This is a genomic window from Bilifractor porci, assembly GCF_009696005.1.
Taxonomy (GTDB): domain Bacteria; phylum Bacillota; class Clostridia; order Lachnospirales; family Lachnospiraceae; genus Bilifractor; species Bilifractor porci.
Genome location: NZ_VUMV01000001.1, coordinates 233,252 through 246,708, shown reverse-complemented (window position 1 = coordinate 246,708; position 13,457 = coordinate 233,252). Strand labels below are relative to the sequence as shown.

Annotated in this window: 10 protein-coding genes and 1 tRNA gene; 10 read left to right on the top strand and 1 reads right to left on the bottom strand. The window is 53.0% G+C overall.

Annotated features, from left to right (window positions below; all coding sequences use genetic code 11):
* The first annotated feature begins 69 nt into the window (after positions 1-69).
* The 5 genes from frr (at position 70) to rseP (ending at position 4,817) form a co-directional block, all read left to right on the top strand.
* Positions 70-627: a ribosome recycling factor gene (frr, locus tag FYJ60_RS01085; protein WP_154456742.1), complete on the top strand. Its 558-nt coding sequence runs from the start codon at positions 70-72 to the stop codon at positions 625-627.
* Between the two features lie 100 nt (positions 628-727).
* Positions 728-1,444: a polyprenyl diphosphate synthase gene (gene uppS / locus FYJ60_RS01080; RefSeq protein WP_154456741.1), complete on the top strand. Its 717-nt coding sequence runs from the start codon at positions 728-730 to the stop codon at positions 1,442-1,444.
* Between the two features lie 24 nt (positions 1,445-1,468).
* A complete protein-coding gene (locus FYJ60_RS01075; protein WP_154456740.1) occupies positions 1,469-2,344 on the top strand; it encodes a phosphatidate cytidylyltransferase in 876 nt (291 codons plus the stop codon).
* Between the two features lie 23 nt (positions 2,345-2,367).
* Positions 2,368-3,516 (top strand): 1-deoxy-D-xylulose-5-phosphate reductoisomerase, encoded by a 1,149-nt coding sequence (locus FYJ60_RS01070; RefSeq protein ID WP_154456739.1) that lies wholly within the window; start codon positions 2,368-2,370, stop codon positions 3,514-3,516.
* Positions 3,513-4,817, top strand: coding sequence for an RIP metalloprotease RseP (gene rseP / locus FYJ60_RS01065; protein ID WP_154456738.1), 1,305 nt, complete (start codon positions 3,513-3,515; stop codon positions 4,815-4,817). The genes FYJ60_RS01070 and rseP overlap by 4 nt, the downstream gene beginning before the upstream one ends.
* A gap of 190 nt (positions 4,818-5,007) precedes the next feature.
* Here rseP and FYJ60_RS01060 read toward each other — a convergent pair.
* A tRNA-Leu gene (locus tag FYJ60_RS01060) sits at positions 5,008-5,091 on the bottom strand.
* A gap of 326 nt (positions 5,092-5,417) precedes the next feature.
* Between FYJ60_RS01060 and leuS the strand changes: the two genes are divergently transcribed.
* From leuS to recG, 5 genes are all read left to right on the top strand, one after another.
* Entirely contained in the window at positions 5,418-7,832 is a 2,415-nt protein-coding gene (gene leuS / locus FYJ60_RS01055; RefSeq protein WP_154456737.1) for a leucine--tRNA ligase, read from the top strand.
* Between the two features lie 192 nt (positions 7,833-8,024).
* On the top strand, positions 8,025-8,879 hold the full coding sequence (locus FYJ60_RS01050) for a patatin-like phospholipase family protein (RefSeq protein WP_154456736.1): 855 nt from the start codon (positions 8,025-8,027) through the stop codon (positions 8,877-8,879).
* Between the two features lie 83 nt (positions 8,880-8,962).
* Complete coding sequence (locus tag FYJ60_RS01045; protein WP_154456735.1) at positions 8,963-9,319, top strand: Asp23/Gls24 family envelope stress response protein; 357 nt, start codon at positions 8,963-8,965, stop codon at positions 9,317-9,319.
* 17 nt (positions 9,320-9,336) lie between these two features.
* Complete coding sequence (locus tag FYJ60_RS01040; protein WP_330579063.1) at positions 9,337-10,995, top strand: DAK2 domain-containing protein; 1,659 nt, start codon at positions 9,337-9,339, stop codon at positions 10,993-10,995.
* A 375-nt stretch (positions 10,996-11,370) separates the two neighbouring features.
* On the top strand, positions 11,371-13,452 hold the full coding sequence (gene recG, locus FYJ60_RS01035; protein WP_154456734.1) for an ATP-dependent DNA helicase RecG: 2,082 nt from the start codon (positions 11,371-11,373) through the stop codon (positions 13,450-13,452).
* The last annotated feature ends 5 nt before the right edge of the window (positions 13,453-13,457 follow it).

Here is a 13,457-nt window from a genome sequence, read left to right as displayed (position 1 = left end):
ACGGCAGATACCTCCGAACGTCCCGGATGCGGCGCGCAGGCGAAAGAAAAATGATGAGAGGGTTTTACAATGGACGAAAAAATTAAAATCTACGATTCCAAAATGACAAAGACCATTGCCAGCATGGAAAGCGATCTGGCGGCCATAAGAGCCGGAAGGGCAAATCCCCATGTGCTTGACCGTATTACCGTAGATTATTACGGGGCACCCACACCGCTTCAGCAGGTGGCCAACATCACGGTCCCGGAAGCCAGAATGATCCAGATTCAGCCATGGGAGACATCGCTGATCAAGGAGATTACGAAGGCAATCCAGACCTCCGATCTCGGAATCAATCCGAACACCGACGGAAGGGTCATCCGCCTTGTTTTCCCGGAGCTCACCGAGGAACGCAGAAAAGAGCTGGTTAAGGATGTCCGGAAAAAAGGAGAGGCGGCCAAGGTGGCTGTCCGGAATATCCGCAGGGACGCGAACGAATCCTTCAAAAAACTGGAAAAAACAGACGAGTCCGTGTCCGAGGACACCGTAAAGGAACTCCAGGAGGAGATTCAGAAACTCACGGATAAATACATCAAAGAGATAGACACCAGGATCGAGACCAAGACAAAGGAACTGATGACTGTCTGAAAAACAGAACAAATGAGAGGGAGTACAGCGCCGGACCTTCGGGCCTGGTTCTGTACTCTTTTGCTTTTTTTCGGATATCTGAAGGGGAATGGGATTTTTTATGGAAGAAGAGAAAAAAATACCGAATCACATTGCCATTATTCTTGACGGCAACGGGCGGTGGGCAAAGAAGAGGGGAATGCCCAGAAGCTACGGACATGTGGTGGGGTGTGACAATCTGGAAAAGATGTGCAACGTCATCTGCGACAGAGGGGTGAAATATCTGACGGTCTATGCGTTTTCCACAGAGAACTGGAAACGTTCGTCCGAGGAGATCGGCGTCCTGATGAACCTGTTCCGCAGGTATCTCAAGCGGTGCGAAAAAAATGCCGTTAAGCGGCAGATGCGTGTGAAAATCATCGGAGATCCGACCGGTCTTGCGCCGGACATCCAGGATATGATCCGGGAGCTGGAGGGGATGTCCGCCGGTTATGACAAGATGTTCTTCCAGATTGCGCTGAATTACGGGGGCAGGGATGAGATCCGCCGGGCGGCCGGAAAAATCATCGCGGATGCCAGAGAGGGAAAAATCACAGAGGCGGATATGACCGAGGACTGCTTTGCCTCTTATCTGGACACGGCCGGAATCCCCGATCCGGACCTTCTGATCCGCACCAGCGGGGAAGAGCGGATTTCCAACTTCCTGCTCTGGCAGCTGGCATACACGGAGTTTTATTTTACCGATGTCCCATGGCCGGCTTTTAATGAAGAAGAGCTGGAAAAGGCGATTGACAAATATAACCGCAGGGACCGCAGGTTCGGCGGAGTAAAACAATAACCGACAAAGTAAGGAGTAAGAAACATGCAGACTTGGGATATTATCGCGCTTTTGGCGCTGGCTGTTGTTCTGATAGTTCAGTTCCTGACCAGAAACATCCATAATTCCTTTATCACCAGGACAATCAGCGGCGGTGTCCTTCTTCTGGCTGCCCTTCTGACGATTATCAACGGGGGCTGGATTCTGTTTTTTACAACGCTGATCCTTTCGCTGATCGGCCTGCGGGAGTTGGATAAAGCTATCGGTGTCGTGGAAGAAAATACCAGGACCGGCCCGCTGGAAGCGGCGGCAATGGCCGGTGTTGTTCTCTATTATGCCAGCCTTCATCTTTTCTACGGAAGGCTCCAGGTCCTGGCCCTGATCCTGGGTCTGGTCCTGCTCATGTTCGTCTATGTGTTTACCTATCCCAGATACCGTTATCCCCAGGTGATGGGGGCTTTCTTCGGAATTCTGTACTGCGGCGTGATGCTTTCCTTTGTCTATCAGACACGCATGCTGGATACGGGCAGGTATCTGGTCTGGCTTACCTTTATCGCCTCCTGGGGATGCGATACCTGCGCCTACTGCGCGGGAAGGGTGTTCGGAAAACATAAAATGGCGCCTGTGCTGAGTCCTAAAAAGACCATCGAGGGCGCAGTCGGCGGAATTGCCGGAGCCATGCTTCTCGGCCTGCTCTACGCGTCTCTTACCCGCGGACCCCGCCTGGAGTATGTGGCCATCTGCCTTTTCGGCGCCCTGGTTTCCATGATCGGAGATCTGGCCGCCTCTGCCATAAAGCGGAACGCGGGAATCAAGGATTACGGTAAACTGATACCCGGCCACGGGGGAGTCATGGATCGGTTTGACAGCGTGATCTTTACGGCACCGGTCATTTATCTTCTGGGGGTTACGATTCTGTAAAAGCATCTGCGGAGAATGTGCTTATGAAAACAATAGCGGTTATGGGGTCTACCGGGTCCATCGGGACACAGACCCTGGATGTGGTTAGAAGAAACGGTGATATACAGGTGGCCGGGCTCTCGGCGAACCGGAACGTGGAGCTGCTGGAAAAACAGGTGAGGGAATTCCATCCGCTTCTGGCGGTTGCCGGATCGGAGGAAGCGGCGGCGGATCTGCGGGTACGGATCGCGGATACCGATACCCGTGTGGCCTCCGGCATGGACGGACTGATCGAACTGGCGCAGATGCCGGAATCGGATGTCCTGGTCACAGCGATTGTCGGCATGATCGGGATCCGCCCGACCATGGCGGCCATAGAGGCAGGAAAGGATATTGCGCTGGCCAATAAGGAGACGCTGGTCACTGCCGGGCATCTGATTATGCCGCTGGCAGAGAAGAACCGGGTCCGGATCCTCCCGGTTGACAGCGAGCATTGTGCGCTGTTTCAGTGCCTGCAGGGAGGAAAGCACGGAGAAGTCTACAAACTCTGGATTACCGCTTCGGGCGGTCCTTTCCGCGGCAAAAAGAGGGAAGAGCTGAAAAATATGCGTCCGGAGGATGCGCTGAAGCATCCGAACTGGAGTATGGGGGCGAAAATCACCATCGATTCCGCGACCCTGGTAAACAAGGGACTGGAGATTATCGAGGCAGGTTTCCTGTTCGATATGCCGCTGGATAAAATCGGCGTCGTGGTACAGCCGCAGAGCCTGGTACATTCCATGGTGGAATTCTGCGACGGCGCGATTCTCGCCCAGATCAGCGAGCCGGATATGCGGCTTCCCATCGAGTACGCACTCTATTATCCGGAGCGGAGGCAGACCGTTATTCCGCGGGTTGATTTTCATACCCTCCGGCAGATTGCCTTTGAGGAACCGGATACGGAGACCTTTTCGGGTATTCCTCTGGCGCTGCGGGCGGCAAGGGAGGGCGGTTCCATGCGCACGGTATTTAACGCGGCAAATGAACAGGCGGTAGCGCTGTTCCTGCAGAAAAAAATCGGATTCCTGGATATCTATGACATCATTGCACAGGCAATGGATCATCACAGGCGGATTCCGGATCCGGATCTGGGACAGATTCTGGAAACGGAGAAGGCTACCAGAGACTGGATTAAAGGCAGGTGGAGTGATTGAAGATTATAGTCGGACTGCTGATTTTCAGCGTTGTCATTCTGTTTCATGAGTTCGGACACTTTCTTTTTGCAAGGCTGAACCATATTGTGGTGCTGGAATTTGCCCTTGGCATGGGTCCCACTATCCTGAAGCATAAAAGTAAAAAAAGCGGAACGGTGTATGCCTGGAAACTTCTTCCGTTCGGCGGTTCCTGCTCCATGCTCGGAGAGGACGAGGATGACGAGGGAAATGAGCAGGAGGGCAGCTTTAACAAGGCGGCCGTCTGGAGAAGGATCAGCGTGGTTCTGGCAGGACCGGTTTTTAATCTGATTCTCGGTTTTGCCGCGTCTCTGGTTGTCATTTCCTGCATCGGTTCCGATCCCGCCAGAATTACGCAGGTGGAAGCCGGATCCGCGGCGGAAGCGGCCGGACTCCGGGAAGGCGATCTGATTACACGCTATCAGGGAAACGGAATCGCAAACGGAAGAGAGATGTATATCGATCTGGTTATGGACGGGGTTCCGACAGATACTGTCACCATCTCCTATACCAGAGACGGGAAGAACTACAAGGCAGTCTACAGCCCGGATATCTATAAGAAGTACATGCTGGGCTTTTCCTACAGCGAGACGTCCGACGGAGTACAGATTACAAGACTGGATAAAAACGGCGTCCTCCGGAAAGCGGGCGCGGAAACAGGGGATTATCTGACAGCGATCAACGGAACGGAAATTTCTTCCATGGAAGAGCTGCAGCAGTATCTTGCGGAAAACCCGCTCAGCCGGGGAGAGGTAAACATCACCCTGCGGAGAGGAAACCGCACCATAGAGCTGGACGGCCTGCAGCCTCAGGAGGTTACAAACGGAGACCTGGGCTTCAGCTTCAATATGGCCAGGGAAAAACTTCCCTTCCTCCAGACCATCCAGTATACCTTCGGAGATATGGAATACTGGCTTCACACGACATTCAAATCGCTTGCCAGTCTGTTCAACGGTACATTCACGATTGCCGATATGTCGGGACCGGTCGGCATTGTTAAGACTGTCGGGGACGCCTATGAGGAGGCGCAGCCGGAAGGAGCCCTGATTACCCTCATGACTGTCCTGAACGTCCTCTGCCTGATTACAGTGAACGTCGGGATTATGAACCTTCTTCCCCTGCCGGCGCTTGACGGCGGAAGAACGCTGATGCTGCTGATCGAGGCAGTACGGCGAAAGCCCTCAAACCGGGAGCTGGAAGGCAGGATTAACTTTGCAGGACTGATGGTACTGATGGTGTTCATGGTCTATGTGACCATCAACGACGTGATGAAGCTGATCTGAAAGTATATTGCATTACGACTGGACGTTCTGGTAAGTGTATAAGTCCCTGCGTCATTTCATGCTCATTCCTGTTGTCGTCGTTAATGTCGTTGACCATTGGTGAGTAAACTCCCCATGGTCAACGACATTACGACTGGACTTATACACAAAAAAAGCCCGCTGTCTTGTGTAAGACAGCGGGATAAAAATATGCGGAAGAAGGGAATCGAACCCTCACGGTATTGCTACCACAAGATCCTTAGTCTTGCTCGTCTACCAATTCCGACACTTCCGCATCTGTCCGGATTGCTCCGGCAACATTGGTAATTCTAACATCTCACCCTACTATCGTCAAGAACAATTTTTAATTTCCGAAATAGGAGCCGAACGGAGCTTCCGAACGACTTCCGAAATGAGGCTGAAAGGCACTTCGGATAACGCTTCGGACGCTTCGGGCGATGCCTGTGGTACATTTCGGGCTTATATGTCCGCGGCACACTTCTGGCAAGGGTTGACACGGAAGCCGCGTTTGCGTCATAATAAGCAGGATTGTTCAGCTGCGAACAGATTAGATTTGCCGCCGGAGGCGGCGGAACTTTTTACCGGAAGAAGGGCTGCAGAATGAAATACAATTTTAAGCGGATTGAACCAAAATGGCAGAAAGCCTGGGAAGAAAACAAGGTCTTTCAGGCAGTGGATTTTTCTCCGAAGCCGAAATGGTACGGACTGGTAGAATTTCCTTATCCGTCAGGAGCGGGAATGCATGTCGGACATATCAAGGCGTATTCCAGCATTGAAATTCTCTCCAGAAAGCGGAGAATGCAGGGATATAACGTGCTGTTCCCCATCGGTTTTGATTCCTTCGGACTTCCGGCGGAAAACTATGCCATCAAGACCAATACGCATCCGCACGACATCACAGAGAAAAATATCCGGCATTTTACAGAGCAGCTGAAGAGCGTCGGGTTCTCCTTCGACTGGGACAGAGAATTTGCGACATCTCGAAAGGATTACTATCACTGGACACAGTGGATCTTTGAAAAACTGTTTGAACACGGCCTGGTATTCCGGTCTAAGACGCTGGTCAATTACTGCCCGCACTGCAAGGTTGTCCTTTCCAATGAAGATTCACAGGGAGGCAAGTGTGATATCTGCCACAACGATGTGGTCCAGCTGTCCAAGGACGTCTGGTTCCTCCGCATCACCCAGTATGCGGATAAGCTGCTGGAGGGACTGGATCATGTGGATTATCCGGAAAGCATCAAGCAGCAGGAAATCTCCTGGATCGGAAAATCCACGGGCGCGTTTGTAGACTTCCCGCTGGACGGGACCGATGAAAAATTGGAAATCTACACCACACGCTGTGATACGCTCTTCGGCGTTACCTTCATGGTGGTTGCTCCGGAACACCCGGTGCTGGATAAATACAAGGACCGCATCAAAAACTGGAGTGATGTGGAGGCCTACCGGCAGGAGTGCGCGAAAAAGACAGAATTTGAGCGGACGCAGCTGGTGAAAGACAAGACCGGTGTAAAGATAGACGGACTGGCGGCAGTAAACCCGATTACCGGAAAGAAAATCCCGCTGTTTATCGCGGATTATGTCATGATGGGTTACGGAACTGGCGCGATAATGGCTGTACCGGCCCACGACCAGCGTGATTACGAGTTCGCGAAAAAATTCGGAATGGAAATTATCCAGGTCATCAAAGGCGGGGACATTGAAAAGGAAGCTTATACCGGCGACGGCGAGATGATCAATTCCGGTTTCCTGAACGGATTGACAAATAAAAAAGACTCCATTGAGAAAATGCTGGAATACCTGACGGAAAAAGGCATCGGGCGCAAGGGAGTCCAGTATAAGATGAAGGACTGGGCATTTAACCGCCAGAGATACTGGGGCGAGCCGATTCCGCTGATTCACTGCCCTAAGTGCGGGACGGTGCTGGTTCCGGAAAACGAGCTTCCGCTGGAGCTCCCCCCGGTCAAGAACTTTGAGCCGGGTACGGACGGACAGTCCCCGCTGGCTAAAATTCCTGAATTTGTAAACTGCACTTGTCCCAAATGCGGAGGACCGGCCAAAAGGGAGACAGACACCATGCCGCAGTGGGCAGGATCTTCCTGGTATTTCCTGCGGTTCTGCGATCCGCACAACGACAAGGTATTTGCCGACAGAAAGAAGCTGGAATACTGGATGCCGGTGGACCACTACAACGGGGGAATGGAGCATGTGACCCGTCACCTGCTGTACTCCCGGTTCTGGCATCACTTCCTCTACGATATCGGCGAGGTAAACACACCGGAGCCCTACGCGAAGCGTACTTACCAGGGGATGATCCTCGGCGCGGACGGAGAGAAGATGTCCAAATCCAAGGGGAATGTGATTGATCCGGTGGACATCGTCAACGAGTACGGCGCAGATACACTGCGGACCTATGTCATGTTCATGGGCGATTACGCCAGCGCCGCTCCCTGGAGCGATGAATCGGTAAAGGGATGCCGCCGTTTCCTGGACCGTGTCGCCGGACTGACGGACATCATGACCGCGGAGAAAGAGGATCCGCAGATCGAGGCAGACCTGCACAAGACCATCAAAAAGGTCTCCGATGATATCGAGAACATGAAGTTTAACACGGCCATAGCCGCGCTGATGACACTGCTGAACGAATTTACAAAAGCCGGAAGCATAACCAAGGCGGATTTGATCACCTTTATCAAGCTGCTTTCCCCGTTTGCTCCCCATATCACAGAGGAGATGTGGCAGTACATCGGCATGAATCCGGACGGGAAAACCTTCCTGACGGTTTCCGAATGGCCGTCCTATGACGAGGACAAGACCCGCGACGCGGAAAAGGAGATCGGCGTACAGGTGAACGGTAAGGTCCGTGCCTCCATCCGGCTTGCGGTAGACTGTCCGAGAGAAGAGGCTCTTTCCAGGGGAAAAGCAGAGCCGAATGTGGCCAAATACCTGGAAGGAAAAACGATTGTAAAGGAAATTTATGTTCCGGGCCGGATTCTGAATATTGTTGTAAAGTAAGAAGTTTGCGTAAAAGCTTCTGTGGCGGCGCGCCGTGCGCGCGCCGATATCAGGGAGCTGCAGCTTGATTGATGAGGAGAAGAATATACCGGAGGTTCCGGAAGAAAATTCTTTTCCCGCAGGAGGCTGCGGTTCCCTGTTTTTTAAGAGATAAAAAGAATACTGGCTTGAAAAGCTTACGGGAGGAATCACATGGAGAAAACAGGATTGGTCGTGGAAGGCGGCGGTATGAAATGCGCCTACAGCGCCGGGGTGCTGGATAAGTTTCTGGATGACAGGATTACCTTTGATTATGCCATAGGCGTCTCCGCCGGTTCCGCCAATGTAGCTTCCTATCTGGCCGGCCAGAGGGGAAGAAATCTCCGCTTTTATACCGAGCACATCCATGAACCCGGTTATTTCGGCTTTCGGAGCTTCCGCAGGACAGGAGATCTGTTCGGCCTGGATTACATCTATTCCGACTGTACCAACTCCTACGGGACGGATCCGCTGGATTTTCCCGCGATCATGGCAAATCCCACAGAGTACGAGCTGGTTGCCACCAGTGCCTATACCGGGCTGCCCCGGTATTTCTCCGGAAAGCAGATGAAGCAGGATGATTACGAGTATGTCAAGGCTTCCTGCGCGCTGCCCGCCGCCTGCAGGCCGAGAGTCATCGACGGGATTCCCTATTATGACGGGGGCATGTCGGATCCGATCCCGGTGGACAGGGCGTTCTCGCAGGGCTGCAGCCGCGTGGTCGTTATTCTCTCCAAGCCCAGGAGCTTCGTAAAAAAACCGGAAAAGATGAAGTTGTTCTACACGGTGGCCTGCCGCAAATATCCGGCCATCGTTCATATGCTGAATAACCGCCACATCACTTATCCGAAGCATATGAAGCATGTCTATGACCTGGAAAAAGAGGGGAAGGTATTCGTTTTCGCCCCCAGTAAGCCGCTGGAAATGGGCACATTTGCGATGGACGCCGAAGAAAACAGGAAACTGTATGATCTGGGTGTGGAGGATTATAACGCGCAGAGAGAAGCGCTGGATGCCTTCCTGAAATGATAGTTTCCAAAACTCCGGATTTCGGTTATACTTAGGAATTGGAAAACCTGCATCCGGTGTATACCGTGGAGAGGAGGCTCACAATGAAAGGGAAAATTGAAACCAGCCTGGGTGAAGTAATCATCAATCCGGACGTGATTGCCACCTATGCGGGAAGCGTTGCGGTGGAATGCTTCGGGATTGTAGGCATGGCCGCCGTAAATATGAAGGACGGGCTTGTCCGTCTGCTGAAAAGGGACAGCCTGAAACATGGCATCAATGTAAGCATCGAGAACAACAGGATATCTCTGGATTTTCATGTCATCGTTGCCTACGGGGTCAGCATATCCACCGTGGCGGATAACCTGATCGAAAGTGTGAAATACCGCCTGGAGGAATTTACAGGCATGAAGGTAGAGCATGTACGCATTCTTGTCGAGGGCGTGCGTGTAATTGACTGATGAAGGAGGATATTGCTGTGTCTGAGAAAACAATGGACGCCGCACTTCTGGCTAAAATGTTTCTGGCCGGCGCACAGAATCTGGATGTAAAGAAGGAATGGATCAACGAATTAAATGTCTTTCCTGTTCCGGACGGTGATACCGGTACCAATATGACCATGACCATTACGTCTGCCGCCAGGGAGGTACAGTCCCTGGACAAGCTGACCATGAAGGAACTCTGCAAGGCTATTTCCAACGGAAGCCTGCGCGGCGCCAGAGGAAATTCCGGCGTTATTCTCTCCCAGCTGCTCCGCGGCTTTACCAAAACTGTCCGGGGAAGCGAGACCATCGATATTCCGCTGATCGCCGACGCCTGCGAGAAAGCAGTGGAGACCGCCTACAAGGCAGTCATCAAGCCGAAGGAGGGAACCATCCTCACGGTGGCCAGGGAAATGTCGAAAATAGCCCGGAAGCTGGCGGACGGGCAGATGGATCTTCCCGCCTATCTGAAATCCATTATCGATTACGGGAACCAGACGCTGGCCAAGACGCCGGACATGCTTCCTGTCCTGAAGGAAGCAGGCGTTGTGGACTCCGGCGGCCAGGGGCTGATGGTGGTCATGGAGGGCGCGTATGACGCGCTGATGGGAAAGGAAATCGACCTGAATTTTGCCAAGCCGGAGACCACAAAGCAGAATGTCGAGACCATCAATGACGAGGATATTAAATTCGGCTACTGCACCGAATTTATCATCAACCTGGAAAAAGCACTTTCCGGCAGCCAGGTGGAGGAGCTTCGCCGCTTCCTTACGGAAATCGGAGACTCGATAGTCCTGGTACCGGATCCGGAGCTGGTAAAAGTACATGTTCACACCAACGATCCGGGAATGGCCATCAGCAAGGCTCTTACCTACGGCTACCTGACCAACATGAAGATCGACAACATGAGGGTGGAGCACCGGGAAAAGCTGATTAAGGATACAAAGAAGCTGGAGCTGGAAAAAGAGGCAGAGGCAAAAAAGTCGAACCCTCCGAAAAAGGCGGGATTTATTGCCGTAGCAGCCGGTGACGGCTTCCGCGAGATTCTGCAGGGGCTTGATGTGGACTATGTGATTTCCGGCGGCCAGACTATGAATCCCAGCACAGAGGATGTGCTGAACGCCGTGGACATGGTCAACGCGGAAAATATTTTCCTCTTCCCGGATAATTCTAATATCATTATGGCTGCGAACCAGGCACGGGAACTGGTGCAGGAGAAAAACGTCATCGTCATTCCGACCAAGACCGTTCCCCAGGGAATCTCAGCCATCATCTCCTACGATCCGGATAAGACGATCGAGGAGAACCAGAAGGCAATGAACGATGTGATTACTACTGTAAAGACCTGTGAGATTACCTATGCGATCCGCGATACGACGATCGATGACAAGGAGATTCATCAGGGCGACATTATGGCGGTGGGAGATTCCGGCATGCTTGCCGTGGGCCGGGATATTCAGGAGACTGCTCTGGAGGCGGTTGCAGCCATGATGACGGATGATGCCGCGCTGATCAGCATCTATTACGGGAAAGAGTTTTCAGAAGAAAACGCGAACCGCGTGGCGAGAGAGCTTACCTCCCGTTACCCGGACTGTGATGTGGAAGTAAATAACGGAGGCCAGCCGGTTTATTACTGTATTATCTCCGTGGAATAAAAAGCGTTTTTCGGAAGATTTGGCGGCGGCACCGTACAAAAAATGCATATTGGCCATACAGCGTGGTTTTCCGGTTGGATTTTCCGCGCGGTATGGCTGTTTTTTTATCCGGTTGCGGACTGCGCAAGTATTTTTTTTATTTTTCAATCGCCGCGTTGAAATACAGGTAGGGACAAAGAGATCCGCTGCGGCGCTTAGAAAAGACAGAGACAGAGACCAGTGATACGCTGCGGCGCTTAAAAAGACGGAGACAGAGACAAGTGATACACCGCAGTGCTTAAAAAGACGGAGACAGAGATAAGCGGTACGCTGCTTGGAATAGAAAACGTCAGAGAAAACGTGAAGATCGGAAACCTGGAAAGAGGAAGGAATGCGATGAATTTACAGGATCAGCCCCTGCGGGCGCTGAAGGGAATCGGGGAAAAAACAGAACTGCTGTTTGCAAAGGCCGGAATCCGCAGCCTGGAGGATCTTCTTCATTATTATCCGAGAGAATATGACTGCTACGAGGAACCTGTCTCCGCGGGGGAAGCTGTTCCGGGTGAAAAGAACGCCGTGAGAGCTGTTCTGACGGCTCGGCCCTCGGTACGAACCTTCGGGAAACAGTCGATTACCATGGTCACCCTCCGGGACGGGGGAAAAACCCTGCAGGTGAACTGGTTTCACATGCCTTTTCTGCGGAGCACCCTACAGGTGGGAAAAACGTATATCTTCCGCGGGTCTGTCACGGAAAAAGGCGGCAGAAGAATCATGGAACATCCGGAGCTCTTCCGGCCGGAGGAATACGATAAAATCTGCGGGCAGCTGCTCCCGGTCTACAGTCTCACGGCGGGGCTCTCCAACCGAACGGTCCGGAAGGCTGTGCAGCAGCTGCTGGAGATGAAACCCGCGGAGCGCGATTATCTTCCGGAAGAGATTCGCGCGAGTTACGACTTGTGCGGAATCAACGACGCCCTGCGGCAAATCCATTTTCCGGAAAGCCGGGCAGTCCTGCAGAAAGCCAGAAGCCGTCTGGCCTTCGGTGAGTTTTTCCTGTTCCTTCTGGGTGTGGAGAGGATGAAAGCAGGGAAAAACGCGGCGCCGAACCATTTTCCTATGAAGAAGACCTGGGTCACCGAGCAGGCGGCGGAGAGTCTTCCCTATCCTTTGACGGGGGCGCAGCAGCGGGTCTGGAGAGAGCTCGAAAAAGATCTGTCCGGGCAGCATCTGATGAACCGCCTGATCCAGGGAGATGTGGGAAGCGGCAAAACGATCCTGGCCTTTCTGGCTATGATCATGGCGGCGCAAAATGGTTCCCAGAGCGCGCTGATGGCTCCGACGGAGGTTCTTGCCATGCAGCATTACAAGGCACTTACAGAGCTTCTGGAAAAAAACAGCCTGTCTGATTTTCATCCTGTGCTGCTCCGCGGAAGCTGCACGGCGAAGGAAAAGAAAGAGATAAAGGAAGAGATACGCTCCGGCAGAACCCGTATGATCATCGGCACCCACGCGCTCATTCAGGAATCCGTCGATTTTGAAAGACTGGGCCTGGTCATCACCGACGAGCAGCACCGCTTTGGCGTCCGTCAGAGAGAGACGCTGGCGGAAAAAGGGACGCAGGGCACAGGCGGGGGCGGCGCCGAACCCCATGTCCTGGTCATGAGTGCCACGCCCATTCCCAGAACGCTGGCCATGATTCTGTACGGAGATCTGGATATCTCCATTCTGGATGAGATGCCCGCCCGGAGGCTTCCGGTCAAAAACGCGGTGGTGGATACATCCTGGAGAGAGAATGCCTATCGGTTTATCCGCAGGGAGACAGAAGCGGGGCACCAGGCATACGTGATCTGTCCCATGGTAGAACCCAATGAGGAAATCTCCTGTGAAAATGTCACGGATTACACGGAAAAACTGAAAAAGGTCTTCGGCGGCGCGGTGCGGGTGGAAATGCTTCACGGACAGATGAAGGCGCAGAAGAAGCAGGAGATTATGGAGGCGTTTGCGGATGGAAGCATACAGGTCCTGGTTTCCACCACGGTGGTGGAGGTCGGCGTAAATGTCCCGAACGCCACCGTGATGCTGATCGAAAACGCGGAGCGGTTCGGGCTTGCGCAGCTTCACCAGCTGCGGGGGCGCGTGGGAAGAGGCAGCGCGCAGTCCTACTGCATCTTTATGCAGGGGGACGGAAAAAAAGAAACCGCAGAGCGTCTGAAGGTGCTGCAGAAGTCCAACGACGGATTTTACATTGCGGAGCAGGATCTGAAGCTGCGGGGACCCGGAGACCTTCTGGGCGTCCGCCAGAGCGGAATTGCCCTGTTTGAAGTCGCGGACATCTACCGGGACGCGGAGCTGCTTAAAGAGGCCGGAAAAGCCGTGCGCCGGACGCTGGAAAAAGACCCGGGGCTGGAGCTTCCGGAGAACCGGGCGCTGTGTGAGAGGGTGGAAGAACTGCTGAAAAAACAGAAAACAGAAAATTGAAAAAA